Annotated in this window: 20 protein-coding genes and 2 tRNA genes; 8 read left to right on the forward strand and 14 right to left on the reverse strand. The window is 75.5% G+C overall.

Features of this window, described 5'->3' with window-relative positions; all coding sequences use genetic code 11:
- Window positions 1–43: 43 nt before the first annotated feature.
- Genes GKE82_RS13755 through GKE82_RS13765 form a run of 3 tightly spaced genes read right to left on the reverse strand, consistent with a single transcriptional unit; the run spans window position 44 to window position 3,290 of the window.
- Complete coding sequence (locus GKE82_RS13755) at window positions 44–478, reverse strand: response regulator (RefSeq protein ID WP_154733686.1); 435 nt, start codon at window positions 476–478, stop codon at window positions 44–46.
- Window positions 475–2,745: an ATP-binding protein gene (locus GKE82_RS13760; RefSeq protein ID WP_154733687.1), complete on the reverse strand. Its 2,271-nt coding sequence runs from the start codon at window positions 2,743–2,745 to the stop codon at window positions 475–477. Before GKE82_RS13760 ends, GKE82_RS13755 begins: the two co-directional genes overlap by 4 nt.
- On the reverse strand, window positions 2,742–3,290 hold the full coding sequence (locus GKE82_RS13765; protein WP_107567453.1) for a biliverdin-producing heme oxygenase: 549 nt from the start codon (window positions 3,288–3,290) through the stop codon (window positions 2,742–2,744). The genes GKE82_RS13760 and GKE82_RS13765 overlap by 4 nt, the downstream gene beginning before the upstream one ends.
- 97 nt (window positions 3,291–3,387) lie before the next feature.
- On the opposite strand from GKE82_RS13765, the gene GKE82_RS13770 reads away from it, so the two are divergent.
- Entirely contained in the window at window positions 3,388–3,906 is a 519-nt protein-coding gene (locus GKE82_RS13770; protein WP_154733688.1) for a hypothetical protein, read from the forward strand.
- A gap of 40 nt (window positions 3,907–3,946) precedes the next feature.
- Window positions 3,947–4,396 (forward strand): hypothetical protein, encoded by a 450-nt coding sequence (locus GKE82_RS13775; protein WP_154733689.1) that lies wholly within the window; start codon window positions 3,947–3,949, stop codon window positions 4,394–4,396.
- A gap of 9 nt (window positions 4,397–4,405) precedes the next feature.
- Here GKE82_RS13775 and GKE82_RS13780 read toward each other — a convergent pair.
- From GKE82_RS13780 to GKE82_RS13815, 8 genes are all read right to left on the reverse strand, one after another.
- Window positions 4,406–4,478, reverse strand: a tRNA-Ala gene (locus GKE82_RS13780).
- A 14-nt stretch (window positions 4,479–4,492) separates the two neighbouring features.
- Entirely contained in the window at window positions 4,493–5,839 is a 1,347-nt protein-coding gene (locus GKE82_RS13785; protein WP_107567456.1) for a patatin-like phospholipase family protein, read from the reverse strand.
- 96 nt (window positions 5,840–5,935) lie between these two features.
- Window positions 5,936–6,838 carry a neutral zinc metallopeptidase gene (locus GKE82_RS13790; RefSeq protein WP_154733690.1) on the reverse strand — a complete coding sequence of 301 codons (903 nt, stop codon included), beginning with the start codon at window positions 6,836–6,838 and terminating at the stop codon, window positions 5,936–5,938.
- A gap of 251 nt (window positions 6,839–7,089) precedes the next feature.
- Entirely contained in the window at window positions 7,090–7,776 is a 687-nt protein-coding gene (locus tag GKE82_RS13795) for a hypothetical protein (protein WP_154733691.1), read from the reverse strand.
- Between the two features lie 29 nt (window positions 7,777–7,805).
- Entirely contained in the window at window positions 7,806–9,737 is a 1,932-nt protein-coding gene (locus GKE82_RS13800) for a diguanylate cyclase (RefSeq protein ID WP_107567459.1), read from the reverse strand.
- A 60-nt stretch (window positions 9,738–9,797) separates the two neighbouring features.
- Entirely contained in the window at window positions 9,798–10,571 is a 774-nt protein-coding gene (locus GKE82_RS13805; protein ID WP_154733692.1) for a hypothetical protein, read from the reverse strand.
- A 24-nt stretch (window positions 10,572–10,595) separates the two neighbouring features.
- Window positions 10,596–13,223 (reverse strand): choice-of-anchor D domain-containing protein, encoded by a 2,628-nt coding sequence (locus tag GKE82_RS13810; RefSeq protein ID WP_154733693.1) that lies wholly within the window; start codon window positions 13,221–13,223, stop codon window positions 10,596–10,598.
- Between the two features lie 134 nt (window positions 13,224–13,357).
- Window positions 13,358–14,992, reverse strand: coding sequence for an AMP-binding protein (locus GKE82_RS13815; RefSeq protein WP_107567462.1), 1,635 nt, complete (start codon window positions 14,990–14,992; stop codon window positions 13,358–13,360).
- A 67-nt stretch (window positions 14,993–15,059) separates the two neighbouring features.
- On the opposite strand from GKE82_RS13815, the gene GKE82_RS28540 reads away from it, so the two are divergent.
- From GKE82_RS28540 to GKE82_RS13835, 4 genes are all read left to right on the forward strand, one after another.
- A complete protein-coding gene (locus tag GKE82_RS28540) occupies window positions 15,060–15,752 on the forward strand; it encodes an AzlC family ABC transporter permease (RefSeq protein WP_309233601.1) in 693 nt (230 codons plus the stop codon).
- Window positions 15,749–16,051 carry an AzlD domain-containing protein gene (locus GKE82_RS28545; protein ID WP_199223859.1) on the forward strand — a complete coding sequence of 101 codons (303 nt, stop codon included), beginning with the start codon at window positions 15,749–15,751 and terminating at the stop codon, window positions 16,049–16,051. Before GKE82_RS28540 ends, GKE82_RS28545 begins: the two co-directional genes overlap by 4 nt.
- A gap of 32 nt (window positions 16,052–16,083) precedes the next feature.
- On the forward strand, window positions 16,084–17,376 hold the full coding sequence (locus GKE82_RS13830; protein ID WP_309233602.1) for an NAD(P)/FAD-dependent oxidoreductase: 1,293 nt from the start codon (window positions 16,084–16,086) through the stop codon (window positions 17,374–17,376).
- A 118-nt stretch (window positions 17,377–17,494) separates the two neighbouring features.
- Window positions 17,495–17,567 (forward strand) — tRNA-Ala (locus GKE82_RS13835).
- A gap of 60 nt (window positions 17,568–17,627) precedes the next feature.
- On the opposite strand, the gene GKE82_RS13840 is transcribed toward GKE82_RS13835, so the two are convergent.
- Window positions 17,628–19,073 carry a cytochrome P450 gene (locus GKE82_RS13840; RefSeq protein ID WP_154733695.1) on the reverse strand — a complete coding sequence of 482 codons (1,446 nt, stop codon included), beginning with the start codon at window positions 19,071–19,073 and terminating at the stop codon, window positions 17,628–17,630.
- A 25-nt stretch (window positions 19,074–19,098) separates the two neighbouring features.
- Between GKE82_RS13840 and GKE82_RS13845 the strand changes: the two genes are divergently transcribed.
- Complete coding sequence (locus GKE82_RS13845) at window positions 19,099–19,752, forward strand: TetR/AcrR family transcriptional regulator (protein WP_154733696.1); 654 nt, start codon at window positions 19,099–19,101, stop codon at window positions 19,750–19,752.
- A gap of 41 nt (window positions 19,753–19,793) precedes the next feature.
- The gene (locus tag GKE82_RS13850; RefSeq protein ID WP_154733697.1) at window positions 19,794–21,662 is read left to right on the forward strand and encodes an LVIVD repeat-containing protein; all 1,869 of its coding nucleotides are present in this window, start codon (window positions 19,794–19,796) and stop codon (window positions 21,660–21,662) included.
- A 9-nt stretch (window positions 21,663–21,671) separates the two neighbouring features.
- On the opposite strand, the gene GKE82_RS13855 is transcribed toward GKE82_RS13850, so the two are convergent.
- Complete coding sequence (locus GKE82_RS13855; RefSeq protein WP_154733698.1) at window positions 21,672–23,774, reverse strand: hypothetical protein; 2,103 nt, start codon at window positions 23,772–23,774, stop codon at window positions 21,672–21,674.
- A complete protein-coding gene (locus GKE82_RS13860) occupies window positions 23,771–24,310 on the reverse strand; it encodes an RNA polymerase sigma factor (RefSeq protein WP_196189229.1) in 540 nt (179 codons plus the stop codon). Before GKE82_RS13860 ends, GKE82_RS13855 begins: the two co-directional genes overlap by 4 nt.
- Window positions 24,311–24,312 lie beyond the last annotated feature (2 nt).

A 24,312-nucleotide genomic window follows, 5' to 3' on the forward strand; every position in this document is an offset into this window, starting at 1 on the left:
CTGCACTGTACCCGGGACCGCGCGGCCCAGCCGCCCCGGCGCGTCAGTCGTCGCAGTCCGCCGGCAGGACGACCGCGTCGAGCCAGAAGCTCTTCAGCGCGGCGATCGACCGCTCGTAGTCGTCCGGGCGCAGGGCCTTGCGGACGTAGGCGTTGGCCCCGTCCCGGTAGGCACCCGTGACGTCCTGCGGCGCCGCCGAGCTGGAGAGCACGATCACCGGCAGCGCCCAGCCGTCCGGCTGCGCGCGCTTGAGCGTGGCGAGCACCTCGCGCCCGTCCGTGCCCGGCAGGTTGAGGTCCAGGACCAGCAGCCCGTAGCCGTGGTCGCCGGCCAGCCGCGCGAGCGCCTCGTCGCCGTCGCCGGCCCGGTCGATCCGAGCCTCGGGCGCCAGCCGACCGAAGGCCCGGCTGAGCGCGTAGAAGTCCTCGTCGGAGTCCTCAGCGACGAGGATCGGACGGCTGCCCGGGCGCGCCGTCATGCGTCCGGGTCCTTCAGCGTGAAGCACATCTCGGTGCCCTCCCCGTGGACCGACTCGGCCCAGATCCGGCCGTGGTGACGCTGCACGATCTTCTCGGCGAGCGTCAGGCCCGCCCCGGTCCCGCCGCCGAAGCGGTCCCGGGCGTGCAGGCGCTTGAAGATCCGGAAGATCGTCTCGAGGTGCTTCTCGCGGATCCCGATGCCGTTGTCGCGCACGACGAACGCGGGCTCCGGCACGCCCGCACCGGGCGGGGTGCGCGGCTCGTGCGTCACCTCGATCCAGTGCTCGTCCTTGTCGGGGTCCTGGTACTTGATCGCGTTGGAGACCAGATTGTTCAGCAGCTCGCGGACGCGGACGGCGTCGCAGCGGACCGTCGGCAGCGGCCGCGGGACGCGGACCTCGATCCCCCGCAGCGACCCCTCGTGGATCGCGAGCGTCTGGGCGAGCACGTCGCCCATGTCCGTGTCGGAGACCGCGAGGTCGATCCGCCCGACGCGCGAGTAGTGCAGCAGCGTGTCGATGAGGTCCTCCATGCGGCCCGCGAGCCGCATGATCGTCGCGACCTGGTCGCGGCCCGCCTCGTCGAGGTCGGCGAGGTGGTCCTCGGTGAGGTAGTGGACGTAGTTCGTCAGGCCGCGCAGCGGCTCCTTGAGGTCGTGCGAGGCGATGAACGCGAACTGGTCGAGCTCCGCGTTGGAGCGCTCCAGCTCGAGGTTCAGCGCCGCGAGGTCCTCGGCGCGCCGCACGACGACCCCGACGATCGTGGACCGCAGCTCCTCGGCGGCCTGCAGCTCGGCGGCCGTCCAGGGCTGCGCGCTGCGGTCGACCGTCTCGCGCCAGAGCGCGAAGGACCGGCGCGGCTGCAGCCGCATCCCGTCCGGGGACTGCTCCACCGGCTTGGTCGGGTCGCCGCCCCACGACACCGTGCGCACGACCTCGGGCCGCAGCCACAGGATCCAGTCGCGCCGGTCGACGGACACCGGGGCGCCGAGGACGCCGGCGGCGACGTCCCGCACGTCGTCGAAGGACGGCTCGTCGCGCGGGAGGGTGGCGGTCACCAGCAGCGGGGACCCGTCGTCGCTGCGGCGTACGTGGCGCAGCAGCGCGTCGACGCGCTCGGGCGGCGGGGTGCGACCCAGCAGCACGCGCTCGTCGCCCACCTGCACGATCGCCCCGGTCGCGCCGACGACGTCGAGCAGCCGCTCGTCGCCGACGAGCGCGGACGGGAACGCCTCCGGCTCGGAGAGGCGGTCGACGAGCTCGCGCTGCACGCCGCGGATCCGCGCGCGCTCCGCGTGCTCCTCGCTGTCCTGCGTCGTGGAGAGGTGCAGCGACACGACCTCGCCGAGGAACTCCGCGGCGGCCCGCAGCGGCCACGGGAGCTCCTTGCGGTCGCCGTGGTGGCAGGCGATCAGGCCCCACAGCCGGGAGCCGTCCATGAGCGAGATCGTGAGCGTGGCGCGCACGTCCATGTTCGCCAGGTACTCCAGGTGCATCGGCGAGACGCTGCGCAGCACGGCGTGGCTGAGGTCGACCGGCGCGCCGGTGTCGGACCGCAGCGGCGGTTCGAGCACGGCGGGCTCGTAGCGGATGTCGAGGATCGCCCGGACCCAGTTGGTGCGGTAGAGCTCGCGGGCCTGGACCGGGATGTCGGACGCGGGGTAGTGCAGGTCCAGGAACGACTCCAGGTCCGCGCGGCGGTGCTCGGCGATGACGTGGCCGGACCAGTCGGGGGCGAACCGGTAGACCATCACGCGGTCGAAGCCGGTCATCGCGCGGACCTCCTGCGCGACGCGGTCGGCGAGCTCGACGACCCCGGTCACCCCGGCGAGCCGGCGCAGCACCTCGCGCACGCCGGCGTAGCGGTCGTCGTGCCCGGCGCGGTCGCCGGCGGGCACGAGCTCGAGCAGCAGCAGCCCGTCGTGGCGGTGGGCGAACGCGTCGAGGCGGCGGGTGTCGCCGTCCCCGCCGATCCAGCCGACGGCGATCGGTCCCGCGCCGCGGTCCTGGAGGCCGGTGAGCTCGCGGGCCAGGGCGGCGGCGTCCGGGACGCCGGCGGCCTGCGGCAACGGCGTCCCGAGGAGCTGCGGCACGGGGACGCCGAGCAGCTCGGCGGCGTTGGCGCTCGCGTGGCGGATGACGAGGTCCGGCTCGTCGAGCACGAGCAGGACGCCGTGGGGCTGGATCGCGCCGGGCACGTGGATCGGCTCGCGGTCGCAGGTGGTCAGGTCGACCGGGGTGCCCGCGGGCAGCGGCTGCAGGCTCATCGCAGCACGCCCTCGGTCTCCAGCCAGTCCTCGAGCGCCGCGAAGGTCTCCTGCGCCGCCCCGACCGTCTCGTCGGGGTCGTCGTCGTGCGCCGCGAGCGCCTCCTGGAACCGTCGCCACATGGGCCCGGTCTGCCCGCCGTAGGGCGCGAGGAACCGCACCGCCTGCGGGGCGGGGTCGGGGAGCGTCGCGCGCACGTGGCGGCTGATGCCCGCGCCGCCGAGCGTCGCGCCCTCCACGACGTACGCCGCGCCGAGCGCCCGCGCGGTGGTCGCCAGGTCGGGGATCGGGGCGCGCCGCGCCGGAACCGGCGCGCCGAGGTCGCGCAGGTCGGCGCCGAGGCCGGGGAGCTTGCGGCGCGCCGTCAGGTCGGGGAGCGCGGCCCGCAGCCCGGGGTGGGCCTGGAGCGCCTCCTCCAGCGGGGCGTGGAAGCCGTGCATGCCGCGCAGCACGGCGCGGTAGTCGTCCAGGCCGCGCAGCACGCCCGGCAGGCCGAGCCGCCGCTCGAGCCGGTGGTGAGCGACGCGCGTCGCAGCTCTCAGCATGGGGGCGAGCGTCTCGATCGCCCGACCCTAGCGCGCCGCCCCCGGCGGCCGAGCGGTGCGCGGCACGACGGGGCGCCATCCCCTAGCCTCCGGCGCCGTGCGCACCACGTCCCGCCGACCGGCCGTCCTGCTGCTCGTGCTCCTCGCCGGGATCCCGGCGGCCGGCTGCGGGAAGGGCGAGCTCGTCCTCGACGGCGACCGCGAGCCCGCCTCCGCCGCGCCACCCGCCCCCGCCCCGTCCTCGAGCGCGGCGGTCCGGGCCGCGATCCCGGACGGGCTCGCCGCCCCCGAGCGCGGCGCGGCCGAGATCGTCCTGAAGTACGCGCGGGCCGTCGCCGACGGCGACTACGCGCGGGCGTGCGCGACGCGCGTGCGCGCGGAGCGCACGCGCCTCGCCCGCGCGTCGGGCACGTGCGAGCGCGCACTGCTGCTGAACTTCCGCGGCCGCCCGCGCGAGCTGTTCGCGACGATGGAGGTCGCCGCCGTGCGCATCCGCGGGGACCTCGCAGGTGTCGACCTGCGCCAGCCCGGCGGCCGCACCGAGCTCACCCTCGCCGCCCGCCGGGTCCGCGAGCGCTGGCGCGTCGAGGACGTGCCCGACGCGCGCAAGCCCTGAAGGCGCGTGGGTTGCCCGGGCGACGGGTAGGACGGCGATCATGCCCGCCCGACCGCTCGTCCTCGCCGCGTCCATGCTCACCCTCGCGGTCGTCCTGCTCGCCCCCGGCGGCGGTCCGGCCGCCCCGGCGGACGCGGACGCCGCCAAGCCCATCCGGGTGTCGCTGAGCTTCTCGTTCCAGCGGGACTCCGGTGCCCGGCTGCGCCAGGCGACGCTCATCTGCGAGCCCGACGGACGCATCACCGCCTCAGGGTGGCTCGCCAACCGTCCGAAGCGCGCGTGCGAGGTGGCCCGGCGCCAGACGAGCCTGCTGCTGGCCGGCCCGGCCCGCGGTGAGGGCGGGACCTGCCTGTCACAGGTCTACGGGCCGCAGCGCGGCCGGATCTACGGGACGCTCGCGTCGCGTGGCGTCAACCGCGCGGTGTCGCGGACCGACAGCTGCCGCGAGCGCTTCTACCAGGCGGTGCGACCGCTGTTCCCGAAGGGCTGACCGACCGAGTGGAGCCAGACGGATTCGAACCGACGACTTCCTGCTTGCAAAGCAGGCGCTCTACCAACTGAGCTATGGCCCCGCGGTGAGCCGAGTCTAGCGCCGCCGCAACGACCGCCACTCGTCGATGGCGAGCTGCTCCCGGGCGGCCTGCGTCTCGACCTGGTCGACGTGGAAGTCGTGCGCGGCGTCCGAGCACCAAAAGCGCGGGTGGCGATCGAGCCAGCGCTGGGCGTCCGCGGCCCCGGCGGCGAGCAGCTCCTCGACGAACAGCTCGTCGAACAGCAGGAACGACAGCAGCTCGCCACGGGCGCGCGTGCGGTCCCCGCCGAGCAGCCGGGACATCAGCGGGTAGTCGATGTCGCGCAGCCCGCGCAGGCCCGAGTAGCGCTCGCGGAACACGCGGTCGGCGATCAGCCCCATCTCGCCGCGCCGCTCCGGCGCCACCAGCGCGTAGGAGATCTTGCGGTAGGGCAGCCGGCCCCGCGCGGTGCGGTAGGCGCGCGCGGACCGTGACGTGCTCGACCCGGCCGCCGCGCCCTCCACGAAGAACGAGTTGATCGACACCATCCGCTGGAGGTCGTCGGAGACCTGGTCGACCAGGAGCCCGTCGACGATGTTCGCCGCCACGTCCGCCATCCGCGGGATCGGGGGCTTCTCCGGCGGCTGCGCGCGCGGCGCGAACGGCTCGAAGCCGATGATCACCACGCGGTCCGCGCCGAGCGCGAGCGCCGGCGCGATCGGGGAGTTCTGCCGCGTGCCGCCGTCGATGTAGAAGTCCGCCGCCGCCTTCGGGACCGTGACCTCCACGGGCGGGAACAGCACCGGGATGGCCGCCGAGGCGCGCACGTGCTCCGGGGACATCGAGGGGACGCGCACGTAGCGCAGGTCGTCGCTGGCCGACTGGCGCGGCAGCCGCCCCTTCGTCTCCACGAACGCGACCGGCTGGCTGCGGGTGAGCGCGGTCGCGACGACGCAGACCGCGTCGATCAGGCCGTGCTTGACGTTGCGGTGCAGCGCCAGCCAGTCGATCCACTGCGCGAGACTGCGCTGCAGCGGCGACGGGTCGAGCACCGAGGCGAGCCGGACGCCCGGGACCTCGAGCAGCTCGCCGAGGAAGCGCGCGGCGACGAGCGGCAGGCCCGGCCCGAAGACCGGCTTGATGACGTCGGACTTGCGCATATCGCGCCAGCGCGACAGGGCGATCTCCGCGATCTCGTCGGCGCCGCGGTCCGCCAGGGACCCCAGCAGCGCCGCGTTGATCGCGCCGACCGAGGTGCCGCAGACGATGTCGACGCGCTCGCCGCGCCGCTCGAGCTCCGGGAGCAGCACGCTGAGCGCGCCCGCCTCGTAGGCGCCGCGCGCGCCGCCGCCCGGGAGGACGATCGCGGTCTTCGGTCCGGTGCCGTTCGTGGCGGTGGTGGAGGAGGAGCCGTCGGGCATGCGGGTGGGAAGACTGTCGCAGCGGGTCCGGTCCCGGGCTTTGGCCCCGGGGTCCAGGCCCGTCGGTCGATCGTGGCCGTGCGGTCGAGCGGAACCCTAGAGGTCGGCGGAGAAGGTGTCGCAGCGCTCGGGATCGCCGCTGTCGTAGCCGCGCCGGAACCACGTCTGGCGCTGGGCGGCCGAGCCGTGCGTCCAGGTCTCCGGGTTCACGTCCGCCCCGGCGGCCTCCTGGATGCGATCGTCGCCGACGCTCTCGGCGGCCGAGAGCCCCTCCTCCAGGTCCCCGGACTCGAGCAGCTCCCGCGTGTAGGCGGCGTGGCCCCAGACGCCGGCGAAGCAGTCGGCCTGCAGCTCCTGGCGGATCGACAGGTCGTTCTCCCGGTCGGGCTCGCGCTCGCTGCGGGCGCGGACCTGCTCGTCGATGCCGAGCAGGTTCTGCACGTGGTGGCCGATCTCGTGGGCGATCACGTAGGCCTGCGCGAAGTCGCCGGGCGCGCCGAAGCGGTCCGACAGCTCGCGGAAGAACCCGAGGTCGATGTACACGCCCTGGTCGGGCGGGCAGTAGAACGGGCCGGTGTCGGAGGTGCCCGTCCCGCACGCGGTCGACGTGCGGCCGCGGAACAGCTCCAGGGTCGCGTCGCGGTACTGCTCGCCGGAGCGCCGGAACTGCTCGCGCCAGACGCCCTGCACGTCGTCCAGGACGAAGCTCACGAAGTCGACCTGTCGCCTCTCCGGGTCCGGGGCGTCGGCGTCGAGCGCGTCGTCGGTGGCGGCCGGGACCGTCGGGCCGCCGAGCTGCTCGAGGATCTCGCCGAGCGCTCCGCCGCCCGTCCCGGTGCTGCCGCCGTCGCCGCCGGTGCCGACGAGCAGCGCGACGATGATCACGATGATGGTGCCGAGGCCGCCGCCGAGCTTGCCCGGCAGCGGGATGCCGCCCCCGCCGGTGGAGGCGCGGCGGTCACGGAGATTCCCGCTCCGCTTTCCGGGGCTCCAGCGCATGCGCGGATCCTAGTGCGCGGGTGGGAAAGGGCGGGGCGTCCGGGGGTTCCGACCCGAACGCCCCGAAGATCCCTTCGCGCCCGCGCGGCGTGGCGCGGGCGGCTGGACCAGCTGCGGGCCGGCGGTTCCCCAACGACCGGCTCGCGTGGTGTGTGCGTCCCTCCGGTCATCGGCGCGGCGACCGGTCCGCTGAACGGGGATGGACGTTCGTCCGACGCGCCCCGGTGCCGTCCACCGGCGCGGGTCGCGACTCAGAACTCGAAGTCGCGCGGCGGCTTCTGCTCGAACCAGAGCCGGTCGTGCTCCGGCGTCTCCTCGAGGAACTCCGGGGTGTCCTCGAGCACGTCGTGCTCGCCGGGCTCCTCGTCGGCCGGGACGACGTCGCGCGGCGCCAGCGGCGCGGGCTCCGGCGCGCGGGCCGGCGGATCCGCGGGCGGGGCGGCCGGCGGGGCCGGGGCACCGCCCATCGCCTCGAGGTCGTCGAGCGAGAACGCCTGCGTCGGCTGGTCGGCCGCCGGGGCGGCCGCAGCGGGCTCCGGCGCGGTCGGCGCGACGGGCTCGTAGGCGGGCTCGGGGCGCGGCGGCTCGGGCTCGCGCGCGACCGGCGGCGCCTCGTCGGCGGGCGCGGGCGGTTCGTACGCGGGTGCCGGCGGCTCGGCCACGGGCTCCGGCGTCGCGCGCGGGCGCTCGGCGGGCGGCGCGACCTCGCGCGCGACCGGCTCATCGGCGAACAGGCCCGCGTCGGACGCCTCGCGGTCCGCTACGGGGGCGTCCTCGGCGGCCGCGGCCGCACCGGGCGGCTGCAGGTCGATCGCTGGATCACCGCGGCGGATCGGCCCGAAGGCCTCGTGCTCGAGCTGCGCCAGCTTGCGGGCGTCCTCCCCGCTGCGGCGCTTGAGCTCGAGGTGCTCGCGGATGGCGTCGTCGAGCAATCCCATACCGGTGACTACCCTAGCGCCGTCGCCGGTCAGCCGATGCGCTGCGCGCGCTCGGTCCGGTTCTTGCCGCTGTGCTTGGCGGCGTAGAGCGCCTCGTCGGCGGCGGCGATCAGGGCCCGCACGTCGTCCGCGGTCCCCGGCACCTCCGCCGCACCGAAGCTCGCGGTGATCCGCAGCGTCGTGCCGTCCTCGGGGAGCGGCAGCTCGAGCTCCTCGATCCCCTGCCGCAGCCGCTCGGCGAGGTTGTACGCGCCCTCCAGGTCGGTGCCGGGCAGCACGATCGCGAGCTCCTCGCCGCCGTAGCGGGCGGGCTCGTCGATCTCGCGCGCGGTCGCCTTGAGCACGCGCGCCACCTCGCGCAGGACCTCGTCGCCCAGCTGGTGGCCGTGCGTGTCGTTGACGCGCTTGAAGTCGTCGATGTCCAGCAGCACGAGCCCGACCGGCTGGTCGAAGCGCTTGGAGCGCTCCACCTCGGTCGCCAGCGCCTCCTGGAAGCGCCGGCGGTTGGACAGCGTCGTCAGCTCGTCGGTGACCGCCTGCCGCTCGACCGTCTCGTGCAGGCCCACGTTCTCGACCGACACGCCCGCCTGCCCGGCCAGGTAGTGGAAGAGCTCGCGGTCCTTGTCGTCGAACGGGACCCCACGCCGCGCCACGGCCATGATCCCGGTGACGCGCGGCGGGCCGTCCGGGCTCTGGTCCGGGGCGGTGCGCAGCGGGTGGGCGAGCGCGTGCAGGTCGCCGCTGGACACCGTCGCCGGGCGACCGGTGGCGAGGACGTCGGACTCCCCCAGCCGGATGATGTCCTCCAGGCCCGCGGGGTCACCACCGACGGCGAGCTGGCGGAACTCGCCGCCCTCGTCGGGGCGCAGCGTCGCGCGGGCGGCCCCGCCGGGCCCGGCGACGCCCTCCACCGCGGTGCGGACGAAGATGTCCAGCAGCGCCTCGCGGTCGAGGTTCGACGCGGCGGTGTCGCCGATCGTCCGCATCGCGCTCGTCAGGCGGACCTCCTCACGCTGCAGCGCCTCGACCTTCTCCTGCAGCTGCCGGCTCATCGCGTTGAACTCGGTGCCCAGCGCGGCGAACTCGTCGCGGCCGACGGTCGGCACGACGATCCCGAAGTCCCCCTCGCCGATCCGCCGGGCGGCCGCGAGGAACTCCGCGATCTGCCGCTGCAGGGCGCGCGCGACGATCAACGCACAGAGGAACGCGAGCACGAAGAACCCGGCCAGGAGACCGATCGCGAAGCCGCGCGAGGACTGCCGGTCGTTCGTCGTGCGCGCCTCGTCGGCGAGCACGGTGATGCGGGTGCGGCCGCCGTCGAACGCGGGCGCGGTGAAGCTCGCGCTGCGGTAGGAGATGCCGCCGAGCTCGACGACCGACGGGACCGTCGGCAGCACGCCGGGCTGCACGTCGGCGAGCGTGTCGATCGGCGCCCCGCGCGGGCGCGACACGACGACGTCGAGATCCGTGGCCTCCTTCACGAGCGTCGCGTAGGAGCGCGGGCCTGTGGTCGAGACGAGCAGCGAGCCGAACGAGCGGCCGCCGTCGTCGCGCAGCTCCCGGACCGCGGGGAAGACCGCGTCACGCGACCCGACGTCGACGAACGTGCCCGCCGGACGCCGGATCACCAGCCGCTTGAGCTCGAGCTCGCCCACGAGCGTCGCCGCGCGCCGCCGCGCCGCGGCGGCGTCCCCGGCGCGCAACGCGGTCGCCAGCAGCACGTCCTGGGAGACCTCGACCGCGGCACGGTCGGCGTCGTTGCGCGCCCGCTCCTGGAGGTTGATCGCCGCCTCCTGCCGGGCCGCCAGCCGCGCGTCCGCCTTGGCCGACTCGTTGTCGTCGAGCAGCCGGAAGACGATCACGCTCAGCGAGATCATCGGCACGATGACGATCGCGACGAAGAAGAACGTCAGCCGCCCGCGAAAGCTGCGCAGGAAGCTGAGGAGGCGGGACGTGGGCATGGGACAGCGCCAGCGTACCCGCGCCGGGGGCGGCGTCCAGCCGCTGTCCGTCCGTCCGGGCTACCCGTCGACGTAGGCCGAGGCGTCACGAGCGACCGCGACGGTCAGCACGCGGCCCCCCGACACCACCGCCCCGCGCGCCTCCTGCGCCCGGACGGCGCGGTCGACGAGCTCGCGCGCGGCACGCGGCGCGGTGAACCCGTCGAGCCCGTCCAGCAGGCCCGGGTCGGCGGCGGAGTCCCAGTCCTCGACGAGCCCGGCGTGGCGCTCCTCGCTGGTGACGAGCTGCCGCGACCCGAGGAACGCGCCGATCGCCTCGGGCTCCTGCGGCGGGCGGCCGCAGCGCACCGCGCCCTGCCAGATCTCCCCGCGGGCGCGCGCGGGACTCCAGCCGGCGACGTACACGCGCACCGACCAGTCGCGGCCGAGCGTCTCCTCGTCCGCGTCGGGGGCGGCGGCGAACGCGGCGCGCACCAGCGACGGCGCGACGAGCGCGCAGAGCTGCTCGGTCAGCTGCTCCGGGTCGGTGGGGGGCGTCGTCAGCTCGCGCTCCCAGAAGCGGACGCGCTCCGCGTTGGTGACGATCCCGCGGCGCGTCCAGTCGGGCAGCAGCTCCGGGTCGAGGTCCGGCTCGAGCCGGTCGGCGACGACGCGGCCGTCGTCGTCGAAGCTGAAGCGGTCGTGGTCGGGCAGGTGGTCGCGGCCGCCGAACGCGACCGCGAACCGGTCGAGGACCGGCAGCACCTTCACCGTGCGGTCGCCCTGCACCGCCGAGCGGCCGTCGGCGGCCAGCCCGAGGGTCGTGGGGGTCACGGCGAGCCCGATCGCGGTCATGCGATCAGCCTAGGGCCCCGCGGGTCAGCGGCGGACCGTCACGCGCCTCGTCGCCGTCCGGCGCACGCCGTCGGGCCCGACGACCTGCAGGCGCAGCGTCACGGTCGGCCGCCGGGCGCGCCGCAGCTGCCGCCGGCCCGCGGTCGTGAGCGTCAGCGTGACCCGCGCGGTCCGTCCCGCGGGCACGGCCGTGCGACCGCGGGCGAGCGTCGTGCGTCCCCGCACCGCCGTGGCCGTCCCCGTGACCGCGCACGCCCGGCGCGCACCGGCCGGACAGCTGACGAGGAACGGCGTGCGCAGACGGCGCCCGCGAAGGCTCGCGGTCCCGGACGTCCGGATCCGCGCGGGCCCGGTGGTCGTCGGCGGTGCGGCGGCGGGGCCCGGCGTCACGGTGGGCCCGGGGGCCGGCGGCGTGGTCGCGGTGACCGGGGCGTCCGGGGTCGGCTCCGCGACCGGCGTCGGCAGCGTCTCGACGCCGCGACCGCGCAGCTCGAGCCCGAGCTCGAGCTTCCGTCCGTCGACGTCGACGGTGAGCGGGACGGACCGCCGGCCGAGCCCGCCGGGGACGAACGTGTAGTGCAGCCGGCAGCTCGTGCCCGGCGGCAGGACGGCGCCGCAGTCGTCCTCGACGGTGCGGTCGCGCGTGAACGGACCGAGCTCGTCCGGCGCGAGCTCGCCCGAGGCGTCGCGGAGCCGGACGTCGAGCTCGCTGGTCCCGGTGTTCCGCAGGACGGCGGTGAGCGCGATGCCCGGCCGCCCGTCCGGGAGCGCGTCCCCGAAGTCGAGGACCGGCGGGGTCAGGGTGGCGCCGCGGCGCACCCCGGTGCCCGCGAGCGTCACGGTCCGCTCCGGGGCGTCGCTCGTGAAGGCGAGCGTCGCGGCCTTGTCCCCCGGGCTCGTCGGGTCGAACGCGAACCGCACCGAGCAGCTCGCGCCGACCGCGAGCACGAGGTCGTGCGTGCAGTCCCCGTCGGCCGGGGGCTCCAGGACGAAGTCCTCGGCGTCCGGCCCGCGGAGGCTCGTCGCGTCGTAGGTGACCGGTGCGCTGCCGACGTTCTCGATCCTCAGGAAGTCCCCGTAGTCGGTCGCGCCGTCGTCGACCTGCTGCTCCCCGAAGCGGTACCGCTCCTGCTCGAAGATCGCGTAGCGCAGCCGGCGCTCCGTCCCGACCGCGGAGAGCGGGACGCTCAGCGGCGGGGCGTTGCTCGCGACCCGGATCGCGGCCGACCGCGCACCCGTCTCCTGCGGGACGAACCGCACCCGCACGGTGCACGTGTCGTCCGGGGCCAGCACCAGTCCTGCGGCGCAGTCGCCGGCCTGACCGGTCAGCAGCTCGAAGCGATCCGGCGCCGCACCGGTCAGCGTCGGCGCCGAGGAGAGCTTCGCCGGGCCGGTCCCGGTGTTCCTGACCGTCGTCGACTGCGCGGCGGACGGACCGTCCGCGACCACCCGGGACCCGAGGTCCAGCGCGGCCGGCGTCGCCGTCAGCAGCCCGGATGCGGCATGGACCCGGACGGTGACCCCGTCGTCGTCCCCGCTGACGAGGTCCAGGAGCCCGTCGCCGTCCATGTCGGCGAGCGCCAGCGCGTTGGGCTGCCGGGCCGGGAACGTGTCGACCGTGCCCGACGCCCGGGCGACGCGGACGCTCCCGTCGATCAGCGCGGCGCCGTCGAGCGCGCCGTCGCCGTCGAGGTCGGCGACGTTCAGCGCGGTCCCCGGATAGGGCGTGGCGTCGAAGGTGACCCCGCGGCCGGCGGAGGAGAGCACGCCCTGGCCGTCGTTGGCGATCCGCTGGATCCCCACGCCGACCGACGGCGCGCCCGTCAGGAGGAGCAGGTCGTCGACCCCTGCGGCTCCCGGGACCGGGACCAGCGACGCGCTGTAGGCCGTGCGCGGCCGCGCCGTGTCGTACGGCACGAGCGCACCGTCCTGCACGCGCAGCCCGCCCGGCTGCGTCTGGGCGCGGCAGACGCCCCCGCCGGAGCCGCAGACGACCCGCACGGCACCGAAGGCGATCTCGGGAGCGCCGGAGCCGTCGAGGTTCGCGGGCGCGATCGAGCCGATCGTGACGTCGGGAACGGTGGTGCTCGCGTACGGGGTGATCGAGCCGTCCGTCCCGCCGGCGTAGAGCCGGACCGCGGAGCCGCTCTGCGGTGCCGTGGCGATGTCGAGGCCCCCGCCCGGCACGAAGTCGGCGACGGCGAGACGCAGCGCCCACTCGGGGGTCGCGACGTCGACCCGGTCGAACCCGGCACCGGTGCTGCCGGCCCCGGTCGCGGTCCGCAGCAGGGCGTGCAGGCCGGCGCTGTCGACCCACACGACGTCGTCGCGGCCGTCACGGTCGAGGTCGCGCACGACAACGTCGACCGCCGACGGCGCCGGGACCGACAGCAGGGACGCGTAGTCGAGGTCGCCGTCGTCGCCCGCGTCCCCGAGCCCACGGGCGAGCTCCAGCCGGTCGTCGGCGACCGTCGCGACGTCGCGCACGTCGCCGGCGTCCAGGAACCCGGCCGCGACGGCCCGAACGGTCTTCCCCGCGGTCGGCGCGACCGCGGACGTCGAGCCGGCGAACGGGTACGCGACCGCGGACGGCGCCGCGACGGCGAGCGCGAGGGACGCGGCGAGTGCCGCGAGGGCGAGCGGGCGTGGCATGCGACTGGAGAGCTCCCGGGACCGGGCGGCACGCCTCATGCGTCCGCCGACCGGTCATGGTGGACGGCGGGCCCGTCCGGAACGTCGTCCAGCTGACGTATCTTCGACCGCTGTCGCGCCGGACCCGGCCCGGGTCAGGCGGTCGCGGCCGCCGCCCGCAGCCCGAGCCGCGCGACCGACTCCTCGCGCATGACGTTCTTGCGGACCTTGCCGGTGACGGTCATCGGGAACGCGTCGACGACCAGCACGTAGCGGGGGATCTTGTAGTGCGCGAGCCTGCCGGTGCAGAACGCGCGCAGGGCGTCCGCGTCGAGCGCGGGGGCGCCGTCGCGCAGCTGCAGCCAGGCGCACAGCTCCTCGCCGTAGCGGGCGTCGGGCACGCCGACGACCTGGGCGTCGAGGACGTCCGGGTGCGTGTACAGGAACTCCTCGACCTCGCGCGGGTACACGTTCTCCCCGCCCCGGATGACCATGTCCTTGGAGCGGCCGACGATGTTCAGGTAGCCCTCGTCGTCCATCGTCGCGAGGTCCCCGGTGTGCATCCAGCCGGCGTCGTCCTTGGCCTCCGCGGTCTTCTCGGGGTCGTTCCAGTAGCCGCGCATGACCGAGTACCCGCGCGTGCAGAACTCGCCGGTCTGCCCGCGCGGGACGGTGAGGCCGGTGAGCGGGTCGACGATCTTGACCTCGACGTGCGGACCGACCCGGCCGATCGAGCCGACCCGGCGCTCCAGCGGATCGTCGCGGCGGGTCTGGGTCGAGACCGGGGACGTCTCGGTCATGCCGTAGGCGATCGAGACCTCCTCCATGTGCATCTCGTCCACGACCCGGCGCATCACCTCGGTCGGGCAGGGCGACCCGGCCATGATGCCCGTTCGCAGCGACGTCAGGTCGTGCTCGGGGAACGTCGGGTCGGCGAGCATCGCGATGAACATCGTCGGGACGCCGTAGAGCGACGTGCACCGCTCCTGCGCCACCGCGCGCAGCGTCGCGGTCGGGTCGAAGCCCGCGGCCGGGATCACGACGCAGGCGCCGTGGCTCAGCGCGGCGAGGTTGCCCATGACCATGCCGAAGCAGTGGTAGAAGGGCACCGGGACGGCGATCCGGTCCGCGTGCGTGTAGGAGCACAGCTCGCCGACGAAGAAGCCGTTGTTGAGGATGTTGTGGTGGGAGAGCGTCGCGCCCTTCGGGTTGCCGGTCGTGCCGCTCGTGTACTGGATGTTGATCGGGTCGTCGGGGTCGAGCCCGGCGAGCCGCTGCGCGAGCGCCTCCGCGTCAACGGGCGTGGCGGCCAGCGCTGCCCAGTCGTCGTCGCCGAAGAACACGACGTCCTCCACGGCGGGGGTGTCGGCGCGGACCTCGGCGACCATCGCCCGGTAGTCGCTCGTCTTGAAGTCGGGCGCGCTGAACAGCAGGCGGATCCCGGACTGGTTCAGCGCGTACGTCAGCTCGTGCGTACGGTAGGCGGGGTTGACGTTCACGAGGATCGCGCCGACCTTCGCGGTGGCGTACTGGACGAGCATCCACTCCAGCCGGTTGGGCGCCCACACGCCGACGCGGTCGCCCGCCGCGATCCCGCGTGCGAGCAGCCCGCACGCCACCGCGTCCACCGCGGCGTCGAGCTGCGCGTAGGTGAGCCGCACGCCCTGCTCGCAGGAGACCACCGCCTCCCGGTCGGGATGCTCGGCGGCGACGCGCCTCAGCAGGCCGCCGATGGTGTCGCGCAGCAGCGGGGTCGCGGACGCGCCGTGGGCGTAGGACAGCTCGGGCATGGACCGACGCTACCGGCGCGGCTCGCACCGGTGTGCGGGGTGTCGGGGGACGCGCTTGAATGCGCGGGTGCGCCGACCCGACCCCGTCCTGCGCGCCGCGCTCGCGATCGGCCTCGCGACCGGCGCGTACGCCGTCTCCTACGGGGTGCTGGCCGTGGCGGCGGGACTGTCGGTCGCGCAGACCTGCGCGATGTCGGCGCTCGTCTTCACCGGGGCGTCGCAGTTCGCGGTGATCGGGGTGCTCGGCGCGGGCGGCAGCGCGGCGGCCGCCCTGGCCCCGGCGCTGCTGCTCGCCGCCCGCAACGGGCTGTACGGGCTCGCGCTCGCGCCGGTGCTGCGCGGCGGCCGGCTGCGGCGGGGCGTCGAGGCGCAGCTCGTGATCGACGAGTCGACCGCGATGGCCCGGGCCCAGGCCGACCCGCACGGGGCGCACCGCGCGTTCCTGCTCACCGGCCTGAGCGTGTTCGTCTGCTGGAACGCCGGGTCGCTCGCCGGGGCGCTGGCGGGCGAGGGGATCGGCGACCCGCGTGCGCTCGGGCTCGACGCGATGTTCCCGGCCGCGTTCCTCGCGCTGCTGTGGCCGCAGCTGCGCGACCGTGCCACGCGGACGGCGGCGGGCGTCGGCGCGGCGGTCGCGGTCGCGCTCGTGCCCGTCGCGCCGGCGGGGCTGCCGATCCTCGCCGCGGTGCTCGGCGTGCTGCCGGGGCTGCGGGCGCTGCGCGCGGCCGCGCCGACCGACGACCCCGCGGACGCCGCGTGAGCTGGACCGCGCTGCTGCTGCTGGCCGCCGCGGCCTGGGCGATGAAGGCGGCCGGGCCGCTCGTGCTGGGCGGCCGCACGCTACGACCGGACGTCGAGGCGGCCCTGGGGCTCGTGCCGGTCGCGCTGCTCGGCGCGCTGATCCTCGTGCAGACGGTCGACGGCGGCGAGCGACTGGTGCTCGACGCGCGCGTGCCCGCCCTGGGCGTGGCGGCGCTGCTGGTCTGGCGGCGGGCGCCGTTCCTCGTGGTCGTGCTGGTCGCCGCGGCGACCGCCGCGACGCTGCGCGCGATCGCGTAGGCCCGCGCCGGTCCTGGCGCGTACCCCTTGTCGTGAGCTCTTCCCCGTCCCGTCCCGTCGTCGTCGTCGGAGCCGGCCTCGCCGGTCTCGCGTGCGCCCGCGCGCTGCACGAGCGCGGCGTCCCCGTCACCGTGCTGGAGGCCGACGACGGCGTCGGCGGGCGCGTGCGAACGGACGTCGTCGAGGGCTTCCGCCTGGACCGCGGCTTCCAGGTCCTCCTGACCGGCTACCCGCAGGCGCGCGCGCAGCTCGACCTCGACGCGCTGGACCTGCGCGAGTTCCACGCCGGGGCGCTCGTGCAGCGCGGCGGCCGCCAGGTCGTCGTCGGGGATCCGCGCCGCCACCCGCTCGAGGCGCTCGGCGCGCTGCGCGGCGGCCTGGCCGCCCCCGGGGACGCGCTCGCGCTCGCGCGGCTGCTGCGCGACGCGCACCGCGCGGTCCGCGACGGCGCCGACGCTCCGGGCGCACCGGCCGATACGACGACGACCGCGCAGGCGCTGCGCGACGCGGGCCTGTCGGACGCGCTGATCGACGGCTTCCTGCGGCCGTTCCTGGCGGGCATCACGCTCGACCCGCGGCTGGACGTGAGCGCGCGGTTCCTGCGGTTCGTCCTCGGGTCGTTCCTCGCCGGGGGCACCGCGGTCCCGAACGCGGGCATGCAGGCCATCCCCGAGCAGCTCGCGAGCCGCCTGCCCGCCGGGACGGTGCGGCTGGGCGTGCGCGTGACCGACGTCGACGAGGACGGCGTGACGCTCGCCGACGGCGGCCGCGTCGACGCGGCGGCCGTGGTCGTCGCCACCGCCGGGCCGGTCGCGGCGCAGCTGCTGCCCGAGGTCCCGGACCCCGGCAGCGTCAGCACCACCGCGCTGTGGTTCGACGCCCCCGCCTCCCCGACCGCCGGCCGGCCGATCCTCGTCCTCGACGGGGACGGGCACGGGCCGGTGAACAACGTCGCCGTGCTGTCGGACGTCGCCCCGGGCTACGCGCCGGCGGGCCGCACGCTCGTCAACGCGAGCATCCCCGGCGACGCGCCCGGCGACGACGCGACGACCGAGACCGCGGTCCGCGACCAGCTGCGCGGCTGGTTCGGCGCCACGGTCGACGGCTGGCGGCTGCTGCGCACCGACCGGATCGCCCACGCCCAGCCCCGCCAGGAGCCGGGCGCCCTGGAGCCCGAGCAGCGGCCGGTGCGGTTGCGCTCCCGCCTGTGGGTGTGCGGCGACCACCGCGACACCGCGTCGATCAACGGCGCGCTCGCCGGCGGCCGGCGCGCGGGCGTCGAGGTCGCGGTCACCCTGCGCGAGGCCGCTCGCGCAGCGGCCTGAGCGGCGCGCGGTCGGTGGCGGCGGGCGCCCGATCGGCGCGCCGCCGCGGATCGATCGCGGGGACGCGCCGCGAGCGGGCGTCCGGGCGGTCGATCCTGCTACCTTCCGGGACCCGTCTGGGGCTGTAGCTCAGCTGGTAGAGCGCTGCCTTCGCATGGCAGAGGCCAGGGGTTCGAGTCCCCTCAGCTCCACTCGACGCGAAACCCGCCCCCGAGGCGGGTTTCCTCGTTCCGGGGGCCGGTCGACCGCCGTCAGACCGGTCGCAGCTCGACGGGCAGGCCGTCGGCGGGGAACGGCCCGGTGCCGAAGTCGATCACCGGGTCGTAGGAGGCCGGGACCGACCAGCGGCGCGTGAGCAGCAGCCGGTGGAGGATCGCCTTGACCTCCATGCCGCCGAAGTGCATGCCGATGCACTTGTGGACGTTGCCGCCGAACGGCGCCCACGCGTACTTGTGAGAGAGGTCCTCGCGGCGACCCTCGGCGAACCGCTCGGGGTCGAAGCGGTCCGGGTCGCTCCACCACGGCTCCATGCGCTGGCTCGGGTACAGGCCGACCGCCAGGAGCGTGCCCTGCGGCACGAAGCGCCCGTCGATCTCGGTGTCGGTCAGCGTCCGCCGCGCGACGATCCCGACCGGCCCGTTCATCCGCAGCGTCTCGCGGAAGGCGAGGTCCATCGCCGGGAGCGCGTCGAGGTCGTCGTAGCCGATCGCCTCCTTGCCGAGCGCGACGGACTCCTCGCGCAGCCGCTCCTGCCACTCGGGGTGCTGGCCGAGGTAGTGGACCATCATCGTCGTGGTGATCGTGCTCGTGTCGTGCGCGGCCATCATGAGGAAGATCATGTGGTTGACGATGTCGGCGTCGGAGAACCGCTCGCCGTCCTCGCTCTCCGCGCGGCACAGGACGCTGAAGAGGTCGTCGCCGTTGCTCGCGCGCTTCGTGGCGATCTGGTCGCGGAAGTACTGCTCGAGGTAGCGGCGGCTGCGCAGCCCCTTGTGCCAGCGGCCGCCGGGGACGTCGGCGCGGACGACGGCCTGACCGGCGACGACGGTCTCGACGAACGCCTCGTTGACGCGGTCGGCCTCCGGGCCGAGCTCCCCGCCGACGAAGACCTCGGTCGCGATGTCGAGGGTCAGCTGCTTGATCGCCGGGAGCAGCGGGAACGCGCGGCCGACCGGCAGGCGCTCGACCCCGCGAGCGATCGTCGGGGTCATGTTCTCCTGGTAGACGTTCAGCCGGTCGCGCTTGAACGCCTGCTGCATGATGCGCCGGTGGTGGCGGTGCTCCTCGAAGTCCATGAGCATCACGCCGCGCTCGAAGAACGGGCCGATCAGGTAGTTCCATCCCTGCTGGCTGGAGAACGCGCCGTCGCGGTTGGCGAGCACGGTCTCGATCGCGGACGGGCCGAGGACGAGCGCGACCTGCGTGCCGAAGCCGCCCAGCCAGGAGACGCTGCCGTAGCGCGCGTAGCGGTCGCGCGAGAAGGCGATCGTGTCCTGCAGGAGGTTGAACGTGTAGCCGACGCCGGGCGGTCCCGGGTCGCCCATCACGGGCTGCAGGCCGCTGCCGGCGGGCGGCTGCGCGAGCGCGCGGACACCGCGCTCGGGCGCGCGCCGGGCGGCCGCGGCGGCGGCGCGGCGGGCGCGGACGCCGACGGGGATCGGCTGGTCGGTGAGTCGGGTCAGCAGGCGTTCCGTCATCTGGGTCGCTAAGGTACCAGATGACGTGAGCCGCGCGGAGACGATTCCCGAACCGCCCCCGACACCCCGCGTGTACGGCGGTCAGAGCGCGGACTCCCGCGCCCAGGCCCGCCGCGCGCGGCTGCTCGACGCCGCCTTCGAGCTCGTCGCCGAGCACGGCCGCCAGGGCGTCACGATCGCCGCGGTCTGCCAGGCGTCCGAGCTGAACAAGCGCTACTTCTACGAGTCGTTCACCGACCTCGACGAGCTGCTCGCCGCGGTCACCCGCCGCCTCGGCGACGACGCGATCGCCACCGCGATCGGGGCGATCGACCCCACCGACGACGGCGACGCCCGCATCCGCTCGGCCGTGCACGCGCTCGTCGCCGACATGACCGACGACCCGCGCCGGGCGCGCGTGCTGTTCGGCGCCGTGCCCCTCGGCGACACCGCCGCCGGGCACCGCAGCACGACCATCCACCGCATCGTCGCCGCCGCGACCGCCGAGGGCCGCGAGATCCTCGGGGACGCCGCGGAGGCCCGGATCGCCCAGGCCGCGGCGATGCTCGTCGGCGGCACTGCGCACGTGCTGCTCGACTGGCTCGACGGGCGCCTGGAGGTCGACCGCGACGCGATGACCGAGGACCTTGTCGCGTCCTGGCTGGCCATCCGCGACGCGATCTCCCGCCCCGATCGCTGAGCACCCGCCCACGACGCTCCGGATCCCGGTAGCGTCGGCGGATGGGTCGAGGAGCTCGCCGCGCATCGCTGGTCGCCGTCGTCGTCGCCGCCGTGCTCGGCGCGACCGGAACGCCGCCCGCCGCGGCCGCATCGCCCGCCGTCTGCGGGCCGCAGGACCGCACCGAGACCGGCCTGCAGGGGCAGATCCCGGTGGCCGACCGCGTCAGCGGCCGGGCGGCGCGCGGCTACAACTGCAACCTCGACGAGGTCGGCGCCTTTCCCGGCACCGCGTTCGCGAACTTCGACACCTACCGCAACTGCGCGTACTACTCGGACACGATCGGCCTCTACAGCGCCGAGGGCGGCACCGTCGTGCTCGACGTCAGCGACCCGCGCAACCCCCGGCAGACCGACTACCTCACCGCGGGCCCGTTCCGCAACGCGGGCGAGTCGCTGCGCGTGCACCCCGGCCGCGGCCTGCTCGTCGCCGACCGGTACACGATCTCCGGGGTCGGACGGCTCGACGACCCCGCCTCGCCGCGACAGCTCGCCGTCTACGACATCTCCGGCGACTGCCGCAAGCCGAAGCTCCTGGCCGACACGGTCATGCCCAGCGCGGTCGGCCACGAGGGCTGCTTCCAGGCGGACGGCAACGTCTACTACATGGGCTCCACGGACACGATCACGCCGATCGACCTGACCGACCCGCGCAACCCACGCCAGCTGTCGGCGCCGCGCCCGTACGGCATCCACGGCTGCTCCACGAGCGCCGACGGCACCCGCGGGTACTTCGCCGACATCGGGCTCGGCCGGCTGCTCATCGCCGACACCAGCCAGGTGCAGCAGCGCCGGCCCGACGCGGCGATCACCCCGATCGGGGAGCTGTACCTGCCCGACAACGGCGGCCAGCAGTCGACGATCCCCCTCACCTACGACGGGCGGCCCCACCTCCTGAACTGGGGGGAGTACCGGTCGCTGGGCAGCCAGTGCATCCCCGGGGAGAAGGCCGTGTCGAACTTCGGCTACCCCGTCATCGTCGACCTCTCCGACGAGACGAGGCCGCGCGAGGTCTCCCGCCTGCAGACCGAGGTGATGCTCCCCGAGAACTGCGCGAAGATCCTCGCCGACCGCGCGTTCCTGACCGTCGACGGCCTCACCGCCGGGGACGTCTTCCCGGTCATCGGCTCGCAGGTCTTCCTCTACGACTCCCACTACTGCTCGGTCGACCGCGTGATCGACCCGACGATCACCGCGTGCGCGAGCTTCGGCTCCGGCGTGCGCGTCTACGACATCCGCGACCCCGCCAAGCCCCGCGAGATCGCGTACTACAACCCCGGCACCGTCAGCACCGGGGCCGGGGCGCTGCTCGCCAACGCCACCGTCGCGCGGCCGGTCATCCGCTCCGACCTCGGGCAGATCTGGTTCCCCGACGCCTACAAGGGCTTCCACGTCGTGCAGTTCCGCGACGGCGTCTGGCCGTTCAAGGACCAGGACCCCTGCCCGCACGAGGACGCCTACCTCGCCCAGTACGACCTCGGCTACGAGGACTGCCGCGCCCAGCGCCGCAAGCCCGTCCAGCTGCCGAGCTCCGCGCCGTGCCGGTCACGGCGCTCGTTCGACATCCGCCTGCGGCGCGGCGTTCGCGCCCGCGTCGCGCAGGTGTTCGTCAACGGGAAGCTTGTGCGCACCGTGCGCAACACGCGCACCGCGCGCATCCGGCTCACCGGACTGCCGAAGGGCCGCTACACCGTGCGCGTCGTCGTGCGCACCACCGGCGGCCGGCGCATCGTCGAGACCCGCCGCTACCGGACATGCGTGCCCTCCGGTCGCCGGCCGACCAGCCGCGCCGTCACCGTCTCGGTCGCCGACCAGCGGCAGATCCAGCAGCTGCTGCTGCTCTGCCGGCTGGTCGCCGCGCGCGCCGACTGAGCTGAGCGCTCAGGGCAGGCGCGCGCTCGCCGGCCGGACGTCGCAGTACTCCCCGCAGGTCAGCGTCGAGAACCCGTAGACCCGCCCGGAGACGATCGGCCGACGGACGCCGCGATCGCCGTCGTAGACGCCTCGGTACCGACCCGGGCTCCCGGCGACGGGCCGCATCCGGACCTCCCGGCCCAAGAAGGTGACCTCGAACCGTCGGGCCGGACGGTCCAGCCGCGCGGCGAGGACCACCCGTCGGCCCCCGACCGGATCGCGACGCAGGCGGACAGCCCCGAGGATCCGTGGGATCGGGTAACGGGCCACTACGCGGTTCACCGCCCTCGGGTTCGGGAACCGCTGCACGCGACCGTCCCGCAGGGTGACCTCGAGGAGCAGGTCGAAGCTCCGCACGGACGGCGGGAACACGGCCAGGAACGTCCGCCCGACCGCCCCGACCGGCAGCACCCGCCTTCCCGCGGCCGTGACCACGGCGACCTCTCGCACCCGGCTCGCGATCGCGCCGACGAGCACCGTGCGGCGCGGGGCGGACGGCCCGGGACCGAACGTGCCGGGCCGCGACCGCGGCTCGACCGCGATCGTGCGGGCGAACACCGCACCGCGCGTGAGGTCCCCGCACACCGGGCGCAGGCTGGTGGAGTCCCGCCGGGGATCGCGGCCCGCGTCCTGGTTGACCTGCACGCAGGTGCGGCGTGCCGTCGGCCGCGGACCGCCCTGCGCCCACCACATCGGCAGGCCCTCGGGGTCCGACGCCAGCGCCACGCCGTCGGGGCGAAGCGTCGGCGGGAGACTCGTGCGGTAGTAGCGGGTCGAGCCGTCGGCCAGCCTCGCCGTGAGGAGGGCGCTGCCGCGCGCCGCCTCCCCGTACAGGACGAGGAACGCCCCGGTCCGCGAGCGCGGGACCACGAACGTTCCGCCGGGCCCGGCCACGGTCAGGCGCCGGACCTGGGGCCGGACCGTCCCGCCGATCGCGACGCCCGCCTTCGTCCCGGAGCCGACCGAGACCGACCACGGCCCGTCGCCGCGAGCACCCAGGGGCCGGCAGGGGCCGCCCTCGGCCGTCGGGTAGCGGCGCAGGCGCGCCTCGGGACCCTGCGCGTGGCACGCGTACCGCACCAGCGTCCCCCGGCGGACCTTCGACCAGGGGAACTGCAGGACCGCGACCGTCGGACCGCCGTCGGGGTCCGTCGCCCGCAGCTCGATCGTCCCGGTCGGGGGCGCTCCGGCCACCGGGGGTCGCTCGACGGGGCGGCCGATCGACACGACCCCCGGGACGTCGATCCCGGCGCGCGGAGGAGCCGGATCCGGCGGTCCGCCCGAGGCGACCACGACCCCGGCCACCGACGCCGCGAGGACGAGCAGCAGGACGGCGCGGGCTCGGGTCACGGTGAGACCTCCTGATCGATCGCGGGGGTTCGGCGCGCCGGAACGGACGGCGCGGGCGGCGCGGGCCGCCCGGCGAGCGCCACGGTCGCCCCGCGCCGGTCCAGCGCCCGGACGCCCCGCACGCCGACGAGGTCGTGGTCGCCGAGGGAGCACCACGAACGCCCGCAGGTCGTCCGGGAGGTCACGGGCGCGGAGCAGGTCGGCGTCGGGAGCCGGGGGCGTGGTCGCGATCACGCGCACCGTCGGGGTCACGGAGCGCGTGACCGTCACCTCGACCCGGGAGACCGGACCGCGGACCGTGCCGCCCACGAGCCCCTGCGCGGCGGCCGCGTCGAGGCTCGTCGTGAGCGGCGCGAGCCGGTCGACCGGCGCGCAGCGGCCCGCGCCCGTGTCGCGACGGACCGTGAACACGCAGACGCCGACGGCGGAGCGTCCCGAGAGCGCCGCCCGGTAGGCCTCCACGCTCCAGGCGCCGCGACCGTCGACTCCGGCAGCGAGGGTGGCACGCCGTCCGTCCGCGACCTGGACCGGCAGCGGCGTCTCGCCGCCGGCCAGCCCGGCCCAGTCCGTCGCCGTCCCGGCCGCCGGGACCGCGACGACCAGCGCCGCCGCCGCGACACTGCCGACGAGACGACGGCGCCGACGGGCCTCGCGACGCTCCGCCCGAACCGCGTCGCCGAGCTGCTCGCCGAGGCGATCGAGGGCTCCGATGTCGCTCATGGCCGCCCCTCCGCCGCCACGAGTGCCCCGTCGAGCGCCCGCAGCGCCCGCGAGACCCGGGCGCGCGCGGTCTGCTCGGTGACCCCGAGCGCCGCGGCGACCTCGGCGTAGTCGCGCTCCTCGACGACGCGCAGCCGCAGGACCTGCTGCTGCGCGTCGTTGAGCGCCAGGAGCGCCTCGCGGACCGCCGCGCGCTCGGGGGCGGAGTGGACGAGCTCCTCGACGCGCGCGTAGGACTCGTCGTCCATCGCGGGCCGCTGGACGCCGAGCCGTCGGGTCGCCCGGCGCTGCACGGCAGCGTGCCGGTACCAGTGTGAGAGCTGACGGCGCGCGATCCCGTGCAGGTACGCGGCCTCCTCCTCGCGCGTGCGTCCACGGAACCTCCGCCGACCGGTGAACGCGGCGGCGAAGGTCTCCGCGACGAGGTCCATCGACGCTTCCGGGTCCATCGTCCGGCGGGCGAAGAACCGCAGCAGCGGCTCGGCGTGCGCCGTCCAGAGCTCCCGGAAGGTCGATGGTCCCAGACGGGGTTCCACAC

It is taken from the genome of Conexibacter sp. W3-3-2 (genome assembly GCF_009707605.1).
Classification (GTDB): Bacteria; Actinomycetota; Thermoleophilia; order Solirubrobacterales; family Solirubrobacteraceae; genus Paraconexibacter; species Paraconexibacter algicola.

Excerpts from the sequence above, each read along its gene's own strand:
- GKE82_RS13800 (WP_107567459.1), bottom strand. The coding sequence starts at position 9,737 with ATGCCCACGTCCCGCCTCCTCAGCTTCCTGCGCAGCTTTCGCGGGCGG.
- GKE82_RS13850 (WP_154733697.1), top strand. The coding sequence starts at position 19,794 with ATGGGTCGAGGAGCTCGCCGCGCATCGCTGGTCGCCGTCGTCGTCGCC.
- GKE82_RS13790 (WP_154733690.1), bottom strand. The coding sequence starts at position 6,838 with ATGCGCTGGAGCCCCGGAAAGCGGAGCGGGAATCTCCGTGACCGCCGC.
- GKE82_RS13840 (WP_154733695.1), bottom strand. The coding sequence starts at position 19,073 with ATGACGGAACGCCTGCTGACCCGACTCACCGACCAGCCGATCCCCGTC.
- GKE82_RS13805 (WP_154733692.1), bottom strand. The coding sequence starts at position 10,571 with ATGACCGCGATCGGGCTCGCCGTGACCCCCACGACCCTCGGGCTGGCC.
- GKE82_RS13785 (WP_107567456.1), bottom strand. The coding sequence starts at position 5,839 with ATGCCCGACGGCTCCTCCTCCACCACCGCCACGAACGGCACCGGACCG.
- GKE82_RS13755 (WP_154733686.1), bottom strand. The coding sequence starts at position 478 with ATGACGGCGCGCCCGGGCAGCCGTCCGATCCTCGTCGCTGAGGACTCC.
- GKE82_RS13775 (WP_154733689.1), top strand. The coding sequence starts at position 3,947 with ATGCCCGCCCGACCGCTCGTCCTCGCCGCGTCCATGCTCACCCTCGCG.
- GKE82_RS13760 (WP_154733687.1), bottom strand. The coding sequence starts at position 2,745 with ATGAGCCTGCAGCCGCTGCCCGCGGGCACCCCGGTCGACCTGACCACC.
- GKE82_RS13765 (WP_107567453.1), bottom strand. The coding sequence starts at position 3,290 with ATGCTGAGAGCTGCGACGCGCGTCGCTCACCACCGGCTCGAGCGGCGG.
- GKE82_RS13815 (WP_107567462.1), bottom strand. The coding sequence starts at position 14,992 with ATGCCCGAGCTGTCCTACGCCCACGGCGCGTCCGCGACCCCGCTGCTG.
- GKE82_RS13810 (WP_154733693.1), bottom strand. The coding sequence starts at position 13,223 with ATGCCACGCCCGCTCGCCCTCGCGGCACTCGCCGCGTCCCTCGCGCTC.
- GKE82_RS13795 (WP_154733691.1), bottom strand. The coding sequence starts at position 7,776 with ATGGGATTGCTCGACGACGCCATCCGCGAGCACCTCGAGCTCAAGCGC.
- GKE82_RS13855 (WP_154733698.1), bottom strand. The coding sequence starts at position 23,774 with ATGAGCGACATCGGAGCCCTCGATCGCCTCGGCGAGCAGCTCGGCGAC.